Origin of the sequence: Streptococcus sp. HMSC066F10, from assembly GCF_001813805.1 — a bacterium.
GTDB lineage: Bacteria > Bacillota > Bacilli > Lactobacillales > Streptococcaceae > Streptococcus > Streptococcus vaginalis.
Window position 1 is genome coordinate 63274 of the sequence record NZ_KV813983.1, and the last position, 15147, is coordinate 78420.

Genomic DNA, 15147 nt, shown 5'->3' on the forward strand with positions numbered 1-15147 from the left:
TGAAAAAACTTGTTTTTGATATATTGTGGACAAGAAAATCATTCTTTAATAAAATAACGATGGAAACATCATAAGAATCTCTTTTCAGATAATTACTTTCTGAAAGTCTATCTATCACTTATTAGCAAATAGAGACGGCTCCTAGCTTTCTGTAGGTAAACAGTAACTAGGAGTTTTTTGTATGCTCTGTTCTTTGAAAAAAATCATGAAAAGTAGTATAATAAATTGGATATGCAAAAGATTTGCAAAACTGTAATTCGACTTGGGATTCCAAGGACCGTTAGTAAGAAAAATTTGAAAAGGAGAATCAATGAGCAATATTAAATTGATTGCTTTGGGCGGTGTACGTGAAAATGGAAAAAATCTTTACATCGCTGAAGTGGATGAATCTATTTTCGTCCTGGATGTCGGATTAAAATATCCAGAAAATGAACAGCTTGGTGTGGATTTTGTTATTCCAAATATGGACTATTTGTTTGAAAATAAGGACCGTATTGCAGGGGTCTTTTTGACACACGGGCATGCAGATGCAATTGGTGCCTTGCCTTATTTACTTGCTGAAACGAAAGTTCCTGTATTTGGCTCAGAATTGACGATTGAGTTGGCTAAGTTATTTGTCAAAGGAAATGATACGGTCAAAAAGTTCAATGATTTTCATGTGATTGATGAAGACACAGAGATTGATTTTGGTGGTACGGTTGTATCTTTCTTTAAAACAACGCACTCTATTCCAGAGAGTTTAGGGATTGTTTTGAAAACGTCTGAAGGCAATATTGTTTACACAGGTGATTTCAAGTTCGACCAAACGGCTAGTCAGTCTTATGCAACAGATTTTGCTCGCTTGGCGGAAATTGGTCGTGAAGGCGTTCTAGCTCTTCTTAGTGATTCTGCAAATGCGGATAGTACGATTCAAGTGGCAAGTGAGAGCGAAGTTGCAAAAGAAATTAGCAATACGATTGGTGATTGGGAAGGGCGCGTGATTGTTGCGGCGGTTGCAAGCAATCTTTCTCGTATTCAACAGGTTTTTGAAGCTGCTGCTAGGACAGGTCGTCGTGTTGTGTTGACGGGGTTTGACATTGAAAATATCGTTCGGACGGCTATTCGCTTGAAGAAATTATCACTTGTGGATGAACGTCTGTTGATTAAACCTAAAGAAATGTCCAAGTTTGAAGATTATGAATTGATTATTTTGGAAACTGGGCGTATGGGTGAACCAATAAATGGCTTGCGCAAGATGTCTATTGGTCGTCACCGTTATGTAGAAATCAAAGAAGGCGATTTGGTTTATATTGTTACAACACCGTCTATCGCAAAAGAAGCTTTGGTGGCGCGTGTAGAAAACATGATTTACCAAGCAGGTGGTGTTGTCAAACTAATTACGCAAGATTTACGAGTGTCTGGACATGGAAATGAGCGCGATTTGCAATTGATGTTAAACCTCTTGCAGCCGAAATTCTTGTTCCCAATTCAAGGAGAATATCGTGAATTGGCAGCACATGCTAAAGCTGCAATGGCAATTGGTATGTTGCCAGAGAACATTTTTATTCCAAAACGTGGTAGCATTATGGAATATGAAAAGGGTGATTTTGTACCTTCTGGTGCGGTATCTTCTGGTGATGTCATGATTGATGGAAATGCGATTGGTGATGTCGGAAATATCGTTCTTCGTGACCGTAAAGTTCTGTCTGAAGACGGTATCTTTATCGTCGCCATTACAGTAAACCGTCGTGACAAGAAGATTATTTCCAAAGCCAAGGTTCATACGCGTGGATTTGTTTATGTCAAGAAAAGCCGTGATATTTTGCGTGAAAGTTCTGACTTAATCAATAAAACAGTGGAAGATTATCTTGCAAAAGATAACTTTGACTGGGGTGAACTGAAAGGAGCTGTACGTGATAATCTTGCGAAATACCTCTTTGAGCAAACTAAACGTCGTCCAGCGATTTTACCCGTTGTAATGGAAGTGCGTTAAGCAGGTTAAATTAGCACATTTTATATAGTGACAAAATAGTGGGGTCAGGACATTTGTTCCAACCCCTTTCTTACATTTATATGAAAAGGAGACAAAATGGCATTTTTTGAAATCGAATATCATTCAGCAGTACTAGAAATGGAGCGTCGTGTCAATGTCATCTATCCCGATGCGGATACAGTAGCTCCCAGTCAGGTAGTAGATACGGATATTCCCGTTCTTTACCTTTTGCACGGTATGGGAGGCAATGAAAATTCGTGGCGAAAACGGACGAATATTGAGCGTTTACTGCGCCATACAAATTTAATTGTCATTATGCCATCAACAGATCTTGCTTGGTACACCAACACTGCTTATGGGTTGAATTATTATGATGCCATAGCAAAAGAATTGCCTGAGGTTATGCAGCGATTCTTCCCCAATATGAGTCGGAAACGGGAGAAAACATTTATTGCAGGCCTGTCGATGGGAGGTTATGGAGCTTATAAAATAGCCTTGACGACAGATCGATTCTCTTATGCAGGGTCATTTTCAGGTGCTATTGGGCTCGGTTTGGATGATGTGGATATAGAGGAACTTCCAGGCGGAACGCTTAACTATTGGCAAGGTGTGTTTGGCGATTTGAAAGCAGCTGATGTTAAGCGACATTTTTTGACGACAATGGCAAAGAAGTCAGATAAAAAGACTAAATTTTACGCTTGGTGTGGGGAGCAAGATTTTCTCTATCAAGCAAATGAAGTAGCTGTTAAACAATTGCGCGAATGTAGCTTAGATATCACCTATCATCATAATCTGGGAAAGCACGAGTGGTATTACTGGGAAAAACAATTAGAGGAATTCCTGAAATGGCTGCCGATTGATTTTGAAGTAGAAGAGCGCTTGTCCTAAAGTTGCTTGAGAGATGCCCTTTTTGATAGGAAATTACATTTTCCTATCAGTGATTTGTTATTTCTTTTACAAGCACCCATTTTAAGAATTTTTTAAGCGAATCTCATTATACTTACTCTTTATATTTTAGATTAGGAGGAGAGTATGAGATTTCTATTTCGATTGATTTCTGGGTTATTTCGATTGCTCTGGCGATTGGTTTACACAGTTGCATTAACAGCACTCTTTTTAGTGGGAATCTTGTATATCATGAGTCCTTCTAAAAGCAATTTTTCGACAACACTTCAGTAAGATGTCAGTCAAATTTATCGATATGTAAGTGGTCAAGATAGTCAACTAGGCCTTGGACAAAATGTAAAAGACCTGACCAAACAGCTATCGGACAATCATGTTCACCAAACTTCTGGTGCACGCTGGGATAAAGCGAGTGCTACGGTTTATATTGATACACAAGATGAGATATTTCGCTCAGCTTATCAGGAAGCCATTCGTACTTGGAATCAGACAGGTGCTTTTACTTTTCAGATTGTAAATGATAAAAGTCAAGCCAATATTGTGGCACAGAGATGAATGATGGTACGGTGAGTGCGGCAGGTGAGGCAGAATCACAAACTAATTTATTGACAAAACGCTTCACAAATGTAACGGTTCGACTAAATCGTTATTATCTATTGAATAGTCAATATGGCTACTCTTATGAGCGAATCGTAAACACAGCAGAGCATGAACTGGGACATGCGATTGGATTGGAGCACAATGAAGAAAAATCCGTCATGCAGTCCGCTGGATCGTTTTATGGTATTCAAGCAGTAGATGTTCAAGCAGTAAAGGAGTTGTATCAAGCATAAAATGATAAGAAATATGTTTAAAATCATCAGACGTTTCCCAGAGCAAGTTTTCTTGTTTGTCTTTAATTCCAGCATTTTTGCCTGGCTTTGGCAAAGTGGTTCTGATATTGCCGTTCGTATCGGTGTGACAGCTGCATGACAAGAACATGTTCCGACACCCATTCAGAATTTCTTTGGTCAAAGCAGTCAAGCTGTTCAAGGATTTTTCAATCATTCAGCCGTGATGTGGCTGATTGGTTCGATGATGATTCTTTGGGTCATTCGTTTTGTAAAAGGAATCATCAAATTAGGGCTTTTTGCTTTGATTATTCTATTAGGTGTTTACCTTGTGATGCAAAATCAAGAAATTTTAAATAGTTTTAAATGAAAATGCGGTAAAAATGAACCGTATTTTTGTTTTCTAAGATAGCCGTTGGGATAGGAATCTGCTATAATAGGGTTATGATTATTTTACAAGCAAATAAGATTGAACGCTCTTTTGCAGGGGAGGTTCTTTTTGATAATATCAACCTGCAAGTGGATGAACGAGATAGAATTGCCTTAGTCGGGAAAAATGGAGCTGGGAAGTCAACCCTGCTCAAGATTTTAGTGGGTGAGGAAGAGCCTACTTCTGGTCAAATCAATAAAAAACGAGATCTTTCCCTGTCCTATCTGGCTCAGGACAGCCGCTTTGAGTCGGAGAATACCATCTATGACGAGATGCTGCATGTTTTTGATGATTTACGTCAGCAGGAGCAGCGATTACGACAGATGGAGCTGTCTATGGGGGATTTGACTGGGACGGATCTGGAAAAACTGATGACAGATTATGACCGCTTGTCAGAGAATTTCCGCCAGGCAGGCGGATTTACCTATGAAGCAGATATTCGTGCCATTCTCAATGGTTTCAAGTTTGATGAGTCCATGTGGCAAATGAAGATAGAAGAGCTTTCGGGCGGGCAGAATACTCGGCTGGCTCTAGCGAAAATGCTGTTGGAAAAGCCAGATTTATTGGTACTGGATGAGCCTACTAACCACTTGGATATAGAGACGATTGCTTGGCTAGAGAACTACTTGAGCAACTACAGTGGAGCTCTCATCATCGTCAGTCACGACCGTTATTTCCTAGACAAGGTAGCCACTGTGACGCTGGACTTGACCCAGCATTCGTTGGATCTCTATGTGGGAAATTACTCTAGTTTTGTTCAGCAAAAGGAGCAGAAGCTCTTGACAGAGGCCAAGAATTATGAAAAGCAGCAGAAGGAAATTGCTGCTTTGGAGGATTTTGTCAATCGCAATCTGGTTCGGGCATCTACAACCAAACGCGCTCAATCCAGACGCAAACAGCTGGAAAAAATGGAGTGTCTTGACAAGCCAGACAGAGGCAACCGTTCTGCTAATATGACCTTTCGCTCAGCTAAACCTTCTGGAAATGTCGTTCTGACGCTGGAAGATGCGGCTATCGGTTATGATCATCAAGTGTTGGCCGAGCCTATCAATCTGGATATTCGTAAATTTAACGCAGTAGCTATTGTCGGACCAAATGGTATTGGCAAAACAACTCTTATCAAGTCCATTGTGGGACAAATTCCTTTTATCCGTGGTCAGGAGCATCTGGGAGCAAATGTGGAGCTGGGCTACTATGACCAGACCCAAAGCCGATTGACACCGAGCAATTCAGTCTTGGACGAGCTTTGGAATGATTTTAAACTAATACCAGAAGTGGAAATCCGCAATTGTCTGGGCGCTTTCCTCTTTTCAGGTGATGATGTCAAAAAGTCTGTCAGTATGCTGTCAGGTGGGGAACGAGCGCGGCTTTTACTGGCTAAGTTGTCTATGGAAAACAAGAATTTTCTGGTGCTGGACGAGCCAACCAACCACCTAGATATTGATAGCAAAGAGGTGCTGGAGAATGCCTTGATTGACTTTGACGGTACTTTGCTCTTTGTCAGCCATGATCGCTACTTTATCAACCGGGTTGCCACGCAGATTATCGAGCTTTCTGATACTGGATCTACTCTTTATCTGGGCGATTATGACTATTATCTGGAGAAAAAAGCAGAGCTGGAAGCTTTGAGAGAGGAGAAAGCTACTGCGGCAGAGCCCGCTCAGTCTCAGCCAGTCACCAACTATCAACTCCAGAAAGAAACACAGAAAGAAGCTCGGAAATTAGCTCGCCGTTTGGAGCAGTTAGAAGCTGAAATCGAAGAGCTGGAGATGCAAACTACCGAGTTGACAACAGCTATGCAGGCAACCAATGACGCAAGCGAACTCATGGAGCTTCAGCAAAAGCTAGACCAGCTGACTGAACGACAGGAAGCTGCCATGACAGAGTGGGAAGAAGTGGCAGAACAGGTGTGAGCGAGCTATTTTTAAGTCAAGAAAGTTTGTTCGAGACGGAGAAATTCCTCCCCAAGAGTAAATACCGAACGTTTAAAATGGGAATGAGAGTTTTTTGAGCAAAAAACCTCATCCTTCATGAAGGATGAGGTGACTTTTAAGTAATTTGCCATTTTTTACATTTTGGACGAGGAGTTTTAGGGTAAAATGGCTTTGTCCAGTTTTCGGAAGGAAGTTTTTGGAGCAAATTCCGAATATTCTCGTTTCGGACAAAGCTTTTTTGAAAAAATAATGTCGTCCGATTTTTGGACAAGAAGATTTTGATAAAAAAAGACGTATCCGAAAGTAAAATCCGAACTTTAAAAAACCAGGCTGGATTTCCAGCCTAGTTTTTATTTTTGAGTTCTTTTTTTGCTTTGGCTAATTCATTTCTGAGAGAGAAATTCTTCGGCATACTAATGAGGATAGTAGTGATAGCTCCAAGTAAGACAGAGAGTAAAATTAAGAAAATCAGTGGAATTTTAAAGCGAAAGAGAATAAAATTGACGGTGACGCTTTGCATATTAGCTAAGGACAATCCAGCGGTTAGGAGGATTGCGAGCAACAGTAAAATGTAGTTCATTCTTTCTTTCATCATTAGTCTCCTTTTGTATTTTATATCTCTATTCAAACTCTGCCTTGCTCTTGACGTCTCCGTATTCTTCTGGGACTTCTTGAGCTAGAATGTCCTCGTAGTTGGCGAGTGGAGTATCTTGGCCATATTTATTCTTCAGGGCGGTTGTCACTAGGCGGTAAGCTAGATTGGCATTGCGGGATAGGATAGGACCGTGGAAGTAAGAGCCAAAGACATTCTTGTAGTGCACGCCTTCGCTTTGGTCTTCCTTGTTGTTTCCATTCCCATAAATAATTCTGCCGAGCGGTTTTTCGTCTTCAGATAGGAATGTCCGTCCTTGGTGATTTTCAAAACCATAATAGGTTTCGTCAAATTCATCGTTATGAATCTTGATGTCGCCGATGTAGCGGTTATTTTTTTGATTGAGAGTATAATGTCCCATAATTCCAAGTCCCTCAATCCGCCGACCAGAAGCTTCAATGTAGTATTGACCTAGAAGCTGAAAGCCACCACAAATAGCTAGCACTACGCCGTTATGATTGATAAATTCCTCCAAGCTATCTTTTTTTGCAGGCAGATCTCGTGCCACAATGGTTTGCTCGTAGTCTTGCCCTCCGCCGAAAAACGCCAAATCATAGTAATCTTTATCAAACTCATCTTCAAGTGATACAATATCAATCTGAACGCGAGCGCCTAGCTTTTCAGCTACATATTTGAGCATGAGAATATTACCATTATCACCATAGGTATTCATGAGATTGCCATAGAGATGGGCAATTTTTAAATAATAAGTATAATCCCGATTTTCAGGAGAAGTTAGTGATGTATAAACCATTAGTTCATCTCCTTTCTGACGACTTGATGAGAAGCCAGCAATTCGCGAAACTCTAGCATGGCGGTGTAAGTAGCTAGGATATAGGCATGCTTGGTTTCTTGGTTTTTAATTTTTTCAAAGACCTGGCTTAAATCAGCTACTTCACTGATTTGTTCAGCATTATAGCCAGTCACCCGCAAGCGTCGGGCAATCTCAGAATGACGAACCCCGCCAGCAATCATATGCGGGATATCCATGTTTAAAATCTGCTCAAAATCTGCATCCCAGATCCAGCTCGTATCGATACCATCCGCATAATTAGCATTGAGCAGAACTGACAAGCTAAATGGATAAGGAGCTAGTTTAATCATTTCTAGAGCTTGCGTGGCTCCAACAGGATTTTTAATGAGAACTAGCGTACACTCCTTGTCGCCAATCTTGAAAGTTTCCTGACGTCCGAAAACAGCTCTGCTCTTGTCAAAACCAGTCTTGATAGTAGTCGGCTCAACTTCAAAGAATTGAGCAACGGAAACGGCAGCTAAAGCGTTGTAGATATTGTAGAGACCACCGATATTGATGTGATAGCTTTGACCGTCAATGACAAAATCCGAACTGTTGTGACGAAGACTGGTCAATTGGGTTAGTTTGTAGTCTAATTCAGGGCGCCTAAAGCCACAGTGCTCACAAATATAATCACCTAGATTGGCATAAGTGTTGAGCTTGTATTTTAGAATGTGCTGACATTTAGGACAGAGAATACCCTCCGTATTGTAATGAGCTAGTTTTGGCTCTCCTTTTTCTGTATCAAAACCATAATATTGAACCGGATTTTTGAGAGTAACAGAGTTAAACAGCGGACTGTCTCCATTTAGCAAGACGGTTGCCGTAGGAACCTTTTGAGCAGCATCCAAAATCATTTGGTAGGTCGTGTAAATTTCTCCGTAACGATCCATTTGGTCGCGGAAAATATTGGTAAAGACGAAAAGGCTCGGTTTAATGTAGTCGCAAATGCGTGAGAGGCTAGCTTCATCAATTTCCAGTACAGCGATATTCTTGCCAGATTTTCCTTTTTTTGCGGTTAGGAAAGTGGTTGTAATGCCGCTAATCATATTGGCTCCGCTGGGATTGGTCACTACTTCGTCAAAAGCGTCTTTGAGGATTCCAACTGTCAGAGCAGTAGTCAAGGTTTTCCCGTTTGTCCCTGTAATCACCACTACTTCGTAATCACGTGCTAGTGTATTTAAAATGTCGTTGTCAAATTTCAGGGCAAGTTTTCCAGGCAGAGTTGAACCACGTCCCAGTTTGCTTAAAACAAAATGGGAGGATTTCCCTGCAAGAGTGCCCAACATAGTATTTATCTTCATAAGAAATATTTTATCATAAAAAGTAAAGAAGGTTACAGAAAAATATCTTGAAAAGTGATATAATAATTAAGAATGTTTTTAGGTTGAGAAAGAGAGGACACTGGAAATGAATTTTCAGCAATTGTCCAATCTCCAATATTGGTCTAGTTTATTTTCTAGTCCTTGGAGTATTGTCATCAATATTATCGATATTGCACTAGTTGCTTGGATTTTATTTTATTTTACAAAAGCAATCGCTGGCACTAAGATTATGATTCTCGTTCGAGGGGTTTTAATTTTTGTACTGGCTCAGATTCTTGCCAATGCAATTGGTTTAACAACGGTTTCTTGGTTAATCAATCAAGTCATTACCTATGGAGTTATTGCGGCTGTTGTGATTTTTACACCTGAGATTCGTACAGGTCTGGAAAGGCTGGGGCGTGCTACCAATTTGTTTTCGACAGCACCCATTAGCTCAGAAGAAAGAATGGTGCAGGCATTTGTCAAAGCAGTGGATTATATGAGTCCGCGGAAAATTGGGGCTCTCGTTGCTATCCAAGGTAGCAGAACCTTGCAAGAATACATTGCAACAGGGATTCCTTTAGATGCCGATGTATCAGGTGAGTTGTTAATCAATATCTTCATTCCTAATACACCGCTACATGACGGAGCTGTCATTGTAAGAGACAATAAAATAGCCGTTTCTTGCGCTTATCTTCCGCTCACAGAAAACACAGGGATTTCTAAGGAATTTGGAACGCGTCATCGTGCAGCAATCGGTCTTTCAGAAGTGTCAGACGCTCTTACTTTTGTAGTGTCGGAGGAAACGGGAGGGATTTCAATTACACATAATGGAGTTTTCAAACACGATTTGACCTTAGAAGAATTTGAAGCAGAATTGCGGAAAGTGCTGATTTCAGATGAACAACCAAAATCACCATTTAGAAATCGTGTGCTAGGAGGTCGGAAACATGAAAAATCGTAAACAGATTTGGTATATCGTTTCTTCCATTTTTTTTGCTGCTGTTTTATTTATTTATGCAACAACGACAAATTATCAAAATAATTCAAGTGCTAGACAAACTACGTCTGAAACGTACACTAATACCTTGCCTAGTGTTCCAATTGACATTAAATACGATAGTGAAAAGTATTTTATTAGTGGTTTTTCATCTGAAGTATCAGTGGTGTTAACTGGTTCTAATCGTGTGACTCTTGCTAGTGAAATGCAAGAAAGTACACGAAAATTCAAGGTTGTGGCAGATTTGACAAAATCTACAGAAGGAATGAGAGAAGTACCTTTAGCAATTAAAAATTTACCAAGTGGGTTAACTGCGACTGTCACACCAGCTAAGATTACAGTGAAAGTTGGCAAGAAAGCAAGCAAGACAGTTGAAGTGAAAACAACTATCAGTTCAGCCCAGTTAGCAGATGGGTTGATGGTTGATCGCGTGACGGTTGGTGACAGTAAGGTAACTGTTACAAGTGACGAAGATACGCTGGCTAAGGTCGATCATGTAGAAGCGGTAGTGCCAACTAGTGAAAAAATATCCGCTAACTATTCAGGAAATTCCCCACTACAAGCAGTTGATGCAAATGGCACAGTTTTGCCAAGTGTGATTACTCCTTATGAGACAACCATAAAAATTACTGTTAAATCATCAAGTTCGTCTTCGAGTTCTACGAGCTCATCCAAATAAAAGTATTGAAAGGATTTTATAAAAATGGGAAAATATTTCGGAACGGACGGAGTTCGTGGAGAAGCAAATGTGGAGTTAACACCAGAGTTAGCTTTTAAATTAGGGCGTTTTGGTGGTTATGTATTAAGCCAGCATGAGAAAGATGTACCCCGTGTCTTTGTAGGACGTGACACACGTATTTCAGGAGAAATGCTGGAAAGTGCTTTAGTAGCTGGACTTCTGTCTGTTGGGATTCGTGTTTATAAGCTCGGAGTTATTGCTACACCAGGCGTTGCTTATCTGGTGAAATCTGAGAGAGCAAGTGCTGGTGTCATGATTTCAGCTAGCCACAATCCAGCACTTGACAACGGTATTAAATTCTTTGGTGGCGATGGCTATAAATTGGACGATGAGCGTGAATTGGAAATTGAAGCTCTTCTTGATGCCAAAGAAGACGATTTACCGCGTCCAAGTGCGGAAGGTTTAGGAACTCTTATGGATTATCCAGAAGGATTGCGCAAATATCAACAATATCTCGTATCTACTGGTCTTGATTTAGACGGAATGAAAGTTGCTCTTGATACAGCAAATGGTGCTGCTTCAACCAGTGCTCGTCAGGTATTTGCGGATTTGGGAGCTAGATTGACGGTCATCGGGGAAAATCCAGATGGGCTAAATATCAACTTGAATGTTGGCTCTACACATCCTGAAAAATTGCAAGAAACAGTCCGTGAATCAGGTTCAGCACTTGGTCTGGCATTTGACGGCGATAGCGATCGCTTGATTGCAGTTGATGAGAACGGTGAGATTGTCGATGGCGATAAAATCATGTATATCATTGGGAAATACCTCTCTGAAAAAGGTTTGCTTGCTCAAAATACAATTGTAACAACTGTTATGTCAAATCTTGGTTTCCATAAAGCTTTGGATCGTGAAGGCATTAACAAGGTGATTACAGCTGTTGGTGACCGCTATGTTGTAGAAGAAATGCGCAAATCTGGTTACAATTTGGGCGGTGAGCAATCTGGTCACGTAATCATCATGGATTATAATACGACGGGTGACGGTCAGCTGACAGCCGTTCAATTGACAAAAGTGATGAAAGAAACAGGTAAACCTTTGTCTGAATTAGCGTCAGAAGTAACGATTTATCCACAAAAATTGGTCAATATCCGTGTTGAAAACAGCATGAAGCACAAGGCCATGGAAGTACCTGCTATTAAAGCGGTGATTGAAAAAATGGAAGCGGAAATGGCTGGCAATGGTCGTATTCTTGTTCGTCCAAGCGGAACAGAACCACTTTTACGGGTCATGGCAGAAGCACCAAGCCACGAAGAAGTAGACTATTACGTTGATACAATTGCAGATATTGTGCGCGCTGAAATTGGTATTGAATAAAGTAAAGAAGCTCTTGTTTGTACGGCAAACGAGGCTTTTTTCTTTCTATTGCAACTTGTTTTGTCAATCAATTTTTTATATAATACAAGCAATATATGAGGTGATGATGTGAAAACAAGAGGATTATTGGTACTGGATGTAGACAGTACCTTGATTAGAGAAGAAGGAATCGATTTGCTAGGTGCTGCAGCAGGAGTTGGTGAGCAAGTCGCAGCTATTACAGAACGGGCTATGCAAGGGGAATATGATTTTGAAACGGCTCTGATAGAACGTGTGACTTTGCTCAAAGGACTTCCTGAAACAATTTTTAAACGAGTTTCTAAGAAAATTCATTTTAGCAAAGGTGCTCAAGAGTTGATAGAGGAAATGCATCAGCGTGGATACAAGGTTGGCATTGTATCAGGCGGATTTCATGAAATGGTAGACGAATTAGCCACGAAATTGAACGTAGATTATGTAAAAGCTAATCGTTTAGAAGTGAAAGATGGTAAGCTAACCGGCAAAGTTTTAGGAACAATTGTCACAAAAGAAGTCAAAAAAGCAATACTAAGACAATGGGCGGGGGAAAATAATTTGACTCTTGCTCAAACCATTGCTGTAGGAGACGGTGCCAATGACCTACCGATGATATTGACGGCAGGAATCGGGATTGCTTTTAATGCCAAGCCTTTTGTGAGAGAACAAGCGCCGTATCAAATCAATCAAACGGACTTGTATCAGGTCATAAAACTTTTGGAAGAGATAGAAAGTGAGGACTAAGCCATGCATATTTTAATTGTACCGGATTCTTTTAAAGAAAGTTTATCAGCCCAAAGTGTTGCAGAGGCTATAAAAGCAGGTTTTTCCAAGGCACTCCCTGAAGCAACATTTGACTTGCTACCCATTGGAGATGGTGGTGAGGGAACAATGGCAGCTCTAACTGCAGCCTTGCAGTTAGACACTTATACTCACATCGTAACTGGGCCTTTCGGAGAACCTGTTTCGATGAAATATGCTCGTAAAGGCGATGTGGCTCTCTTTGAAATGGCTGACTTGATTGGGTTGGCGAGTATCTCATCAGAAAAAAGAAACCCTTTGACTCTTGATACCAGAGGATTAGGAGAGTTAATTTTGTATCTAGCCAAGGAAGGTGTGCGGCAGATTTATATTGGTGTAGGGGGCTCAGCTACCAATGATGGTGGAATTGGAATGGCAGCTGGACTGGGTTATGAATTTTTTGATAAAGACAATCACCTGCTTCAAGCAAAGGGTATCTCTTTAGACCGTGTGGCTCGCATTTCAGCTGATAATGTTCCTGCAATTTTGGAAAATCTGGACATTCAGATTTTGACAGATGTCACGAATCCTCTCTGTGGTGAAAACGGCGCCACATACGTCTTTGGAGGACAAAAAGGTTTGCCCGCTCTGCTATTTTCTCAAGTGGATCAGGCAATGGCAACCTTTTATAAACAAGCTAATCCAACAATCTTTTCACTGGCTGGTGCAGGTGCCGGAGGAGGAATGGCGGCTGGTCTGGTGACATTTGCGCATGGAAAAATCGTTTCAGGAATTGACACTTGTCTTAACTTGCTTGATTTTGATAATCGTGTCAAAAAGGTTGATTTAGTCATCGTGGGTGAAGGACGAATGGATCAGCAAAGTCTGGCAGGCAAAGCTCCGATTGGAGTGGCAAGAAGAACACCAAGGAATGTCCCCGTTATTGCTATTTGTGGTAGTTTAAGCGATGACTTACCTTATTTTCCGGCAGAAAACATTCAAGCTGCTTTTCCAATCATTTCTCAAGTCGAACCTCTAGCTATTACTTTAGCCAAGGCAGAAGAAAATCTCATCCGAACAGCTCAAAATATTGGAAATCTATTAAAAATGAAAATATAAGATTTAACTCTATCGGCTGAATCTTGAGAAAGTGGAATTTGACCTATTTTCATTTTCGTTGAGGCGATTATCTCTATCACATCTGCCATTTTCGACTAATTTAATAAGGGATTAGAGCTAGTATTCTTTCACTTCCTTAATTTTTTCTTTTGTTGTCCAATCTCACTCCCATTTTTCTTTTTTTTATGATAAACTATATAAGAGGGGGTGTAGACATGATAAAGATATTTGGTCAGTTGCGCTATCATTGGCAACCAGATCTTTCTCTTCTAATCATTTATTGGTCTTTATCGGTCATTCCGATTTTTATAGGTTTTGCATTTTTATTTGAGAGTTCAGAAGTTCCATTTTTAGTTCTTTTCTCTTTCTTTTTGTTCATGGTATTATTGGGGATTGGTGTACATAGATATTTTGCGATATATGACAACGGGATTTTAAGAATTACTACGGCAAATCCATTTACACCTTCGAAGATTGAAATTTCAACAATTCGTAAAGTAGAAGTGACAAAAACTTCTATTACTCTTTTATTTGATGGCAAAGAAAAAGGCCGTACGTTTTGTATGCGTAAGTGGCCTAAGAAGTATTTTGTAAATGCTTTGGCTTTGAATGATCATTTTAAAGGTGAAGTTGAACTAATGGACAACTTCACCCACGTAGACTATTTTGAAACCTATTATGCTCATCCTAAAAAAACTACTCTTTCTTAAGAGCTTTTGTAGGACAGTTTTTGATAGCTTCAATAACATCAGGTGTTTCAGGAATTTCTTTTTCCAGAAGTTCATCGTCTTGATGAAATTTAACAATGCCATTGTCATGATAATCAAATAGTTCAGAATAGGTTTGGCAAAGCCCGCAGGCAATGCATCGTTCAGGAATGAGTGTCACTTTCATACTCATATTGTAATCGGAATTTGGAAAAAATACAAGGAGGAAGTCATGGCAAAGGATCCATGGGAAGAAGATATTTACGACAAGGGAGAAAAAGAATTGACGAGAAGTAAAAAAACGAGCGATGTAGCGGCCAATCGTGTGTTGACAATTTTAGCGGTTATTTTTTTCATCATGGTGATTACCATTGTAGGTATGATGATTTATTTATCAACTGGCGGAAGCAGCAAAAAAGCAGCAACACAGGGCTTTTATAATACTAAGGCTACCAGCAAACCAAGTGAAAGTTCTAGCGTTCCAGAGTCTTCTAAGGCAACAAGTGATAGCAGTCAAACGCAATCATCTGAAGGAACGCTTACTGTTCAAGCTGGAGAAGGTGAGGCGGCCATTGCTGCGCGTGCAGGGATTTCGATTGCTGAATTGGAGCGTTTGAATCCTTCTCATATGACAACAGGCGCTTGGTATGCCAATCTAGGTGATGTGGTGAAAATTCGATAGGAGTGTAGA

The 15147-nt window shown here is 40.3% G+C and carries 14 protein-coding genes and 2 pseudogenes; 12 read left to right on the forward strand and 4 right to left on the reverse strand.

All coding sequences use genetic code 11. The features are described 5' to 3' along the window. Positions 1 to 310 precede the first annotated feature (310 nt). The 5 genes and pseudogenes from HMPREF2933_RS05620 to HMPREF2933_RS05640 all read left to right on the forward strand — a co-directional run bounded on the left by HMPREF2933_RS05620 (position 311) and on the right by HMPREF2933_RS05640 (position 6048). Positions 311 to 1972 carry a ribonuclease J gene (locus HMPREF2933_RS05620; RefSeq protein ID WP_024051829.1) on the forward strand — a complete coding sequence of 554 codons (1662 nt, stop codon included), beginning with the start codon at positions 311 to 313 and terminating at the stop codon, positions 1970 to 1972. Between the two features lie 96 nt (positions 1973 to 2068). Next, positions 2069 to 2860 carry an alpha/beta hydrolase gene (locus HMPREF2933_RS05625; RefSeq protein WP_024051828.1) on the forward strand — a complete coding sequence of 264 codons (792 nt, stop codon included), beginning with the start codon at positions 2069 to 2071 and terminating at the stop codon, positions 2858 to 2860. 144 nt (positions 2861 to 3004) lie between these two features. Further along, positions 3005 to 3708: pseudogene (locus HMPREF2933_RS05630) on the forward strand (matrixin family metalloprotease). A 1-nt stretch (position 3709) separates the two neighbouring features. After that, a pseudogene (locus tag HMPREF2933_RS05635) lies at positions 3710 to 4075 on the forward strand (hypothetical protein). Between the two features lie 74 nt (positions 4076 to 4149). After that, the gene (locus HMPREF2933_RS05640; RefSeq protein ID WP_024051823.1) at positions 4150 to 6048 is read left to right on the forward strand and encodes an ABC-F family ATP-binding cassette domain-containing protein; all 1899 of its coding nucleotides are present in this window, start codon (positions 4150 to 4152) and stop codon (positions 6046 to 6048) included. 364 nt (positions 6049 to 6412) lie between these two features. Here the strand turns inward: HMPREF2933_RS05640 and HMPREF2933_RS05645 are convergent, their stop codons facing one another. Genes HMPREF2933_RS05645 through murT form a run of 3 tightly spaced genes read right to left on the reverse strand, consistent with a single transcriptional unit; the run spans position 6413 to position 8818 of the window. Further along, positions 6413 to 6661 (reverse strand): LapA family protein, encoded by a 249-nt coding sequence (locus tag HMPREF2933_RS05645; RefSeq protein ID WP_024051822.1) that lies wholly within the window; start codon positions 6659 to 6661, stop codon positions 6413 to 6415. Between the two features lie 28 nt (positions 6662 to 6689). After that, positions 6690 to 7475 carry a lipid II isoglutaminyl synthase subunit GatD gene (gatD, locus tag HMPREF2933_RS05650; RefSeq protein WP_024051821.1) on the reverse strand — a complete coding sequence of 262 codons (786 nt, stop codon included), beginning with the start codon at positions 7473 to 7475 and terminating at the stop codon, positions 6690 to 6692. Continuing rightward, on the reverse strand, positions 7475 to 8818 hold the full coding sequence (gene murT, locus HMPREF2933_RS05655; protein WP_042753988.1) for a lipid II isoglutaminyl synthase subunit MurT: 1344 nt from the start codon (positions 8816 to 8818) through the stop codon (positions 7475 to 7477). Before murT ends, gatD begins: the two co-directional genes overlap by 1 nt. Before the next feature lie 106 nt (positions 8819 to 8924). Between murT and cdaA the strand changes: the two genes are divergently transcribed. From cdaA to HMPREF2933_RS05685, 6 genes are all read left to right on the forward strand, one after another. After that, positions 8925 to 9782 carry a diadenylate cyclase CdaA gene (cdaA, locus tag HMPREF2933_RS05660; protein ID WP_024051819.1) on the forward strand — a complete coding sequence of 286 codons (858 nt, stop codon included), beginning with the start codon at positions 8925 to 8927 and terminating at the stop codon, positions 9780 to 9782. Beyond that, complete coding sequence (locus HMPREF2933_RS05665; RefSeq protein WP_024051818.1) at positions 9769 to 10497, forward strand: CdaR family protein; 729 nt, start codon at positions 9769 to 9771, stop codon at positions 10495 to 10497. Before cdaA ends, HMPREF2933_RS05665 begins: the two co-directional genes overlap by 14 nt. A 24-nt stretch (positions 10498 to 10521) precedes the next feature. Beyond that, complete coding sequence (gene glmM / locus HMPREF2933_RS05670) at positions 10522 to 11874, forward strand: phosphoglucosamine mutase (RefSeq protein WP_022527069.1); 1353 nt, start codon at positions 10522 to 10524, stop codon at positions 11872 to 11874. Between the two features lie 108 nt (positions 11875 to 11982). Continuing rightward, positions 11983 to 12633, forward strand: coding sequence for a phosphoserine phosphatase SerB (gene serB, locus HMPREF2933_RS05675; RefSeq protein WP_024051817.1), 651 nt, complete (start codon positions 11983 to 11985; stop codon positions 12631 to 12633). 3 nt (positions 12634 to 12636) lie between these two features. Then, positions 12637 to 13749 carry a glycerate kinase gene (locus HMPREF2933_RS05680; RefSeq protein ID WP_024051816.1) on the forward strand — a complete coding sequence of 371 codons (1113 nt, stop codon included), beginning with the start codon at positions 12637 to 12639 and terminating at the stop codon, positions 13747 to 13749. A gap of 215 nt (positions 13750 to 13964) precedes the next feature. Next, the gene (locus tag HMPREF2933_RS05685) at positions 13965 to 14459 is read left to right on the forward strand and encodes an EbsA family protein (protein ID WP_024051815.1); all 495 of its coding nucleotides are present in this window, start codon (positions 13965 to 13967) and stop codon (positions 14457 to 14459) included. Here HMPREF2933_RS05685 and HMPREF2933_RS05690 read toward each other — a convergent pair. Continuing rightward, entirely contained in the window at positions 14446 to 14643 is a 198-nt protein-coding gene (locus tag HMPREF2933_RS05690) for a ferredoxin (RefSeq protein WP_106079221.1), read from the reverse strand. The genes HMPREF2933_RS05685 and HMPREF2933_RS05690 overlap by 14 nt on opposite strands. A 45-nt stretch (positions 14644 to 14688) precedes the next feature. Here HMPREF2933_RS05690 and HMPREF2933_RS05695 point away from each other — a divergent pair, with 45 nt between their 5' ends. Beyond that, entirely contained in the window at positions 14689 to 15138 is a 450-nt protein-coding gene (locus tag HMPREF2933_RS05695; RefSeq protein WP_070672615.1) for an SAG1386/EF1546 family surface-associated protein, read from the forward strand. Positions 15139 to 15147 lie beyond the last annotated feature (9 nt).

Excerpts from the sequence above, each read along its gene's own strand:
- HMPREF2933_RS05645 (WP_024051822.1), bottom strand. The coding sequence starts at position 6,661 with ATGAAAGAAAGAATGAACTACATTTTACTGTTGCTCGCAATCCTCCTA.
- HMPREF2933_RS05665 (WP_024051818.1), top strand. The coding sequence starts at position 9,769 with ATGAAAAATCGTAAACAGATTTGGTATATCGTTTCTTCCATTTTTTTT.
- HMPREF2933_RS05640 (WP_024051823.1), top strand. The coding sequence starts at position 4,150 with ATGATTATTTTACAAGCAAATAAGATTGAACGCTCTTTTGCAGGGGAG.
- HMPREF2933_RS05625 (WP_024051828.1), top strand. The coding sequence starts at position 2,069 with ATGGCATTTTTTGAAATCGAATATCATTCAGCAGTACTAGAAATGGAG.
- HMPREF2933_RS05695 (WP_070672615.1), top strand. The coding sequence starts at position 14,689 with ATGGCAAAGGATCCATGGGAAGAAGATATTTACGACAAGGGAGAAAAA.
- HMPREF2933_RS05690 (WP_106079221.1), bottom strand. The coding sequence starts at position 14,643 with ATGAAAGTGACACTCATTCCTGAACGATGCATTGCCTGCGGGCTTTGC.
- HMPREF2933_RS05620 (WP_024051829.1), top strand. The coding sequence starts at position 311 with ATGAGCAATATTAAATTGATTGCTTTGGGCGGTGTACGTGAAAATGGA.
- gatD (WP_024051821.1), bottom strand. The coding sequence starts at position 7,475 with ATGGTTTATACATCACTAACTTCTCCTGAAAATCGGGATTATACTTAT.
- HMPREF2933_RS05685 (WP_024051815.1), top strand. The coding sequence starts at position 13,965 with ATGATAAAGATATTTGGTCAGTTGCGCTATCATTGGCAACCAGATCTT.
- glmM (WP_022527069.1), top strand. The coding sequence starts at position 10,522 with ATGGGAAAATATTTCGGAACGGACGGAGTTCGTGGAGAAGCAAATGTG.
- murT (WP_042753988.1), bottom strand. The coding sequence starts at position 8,818 with ATGAAGATAAATACTATGTTGGGCACTCTTGCAGGGAAATCCTCCCAT.
- cdaA (WP_024051819.1), top strand. The coding sequence starts at position 8,925 with ATGAATTTTCAGCAATTGTCCAATCTCCAATATTGGTCTAGTTTATTT.
- HMPREF2933_RS05680 (WP_024051816.1), top strand. The coding sequence starts at position 12,637 with ATGCATATTTTAATTGTACCGGATTCTTTTAAAGAAAGTTTATCAGCC.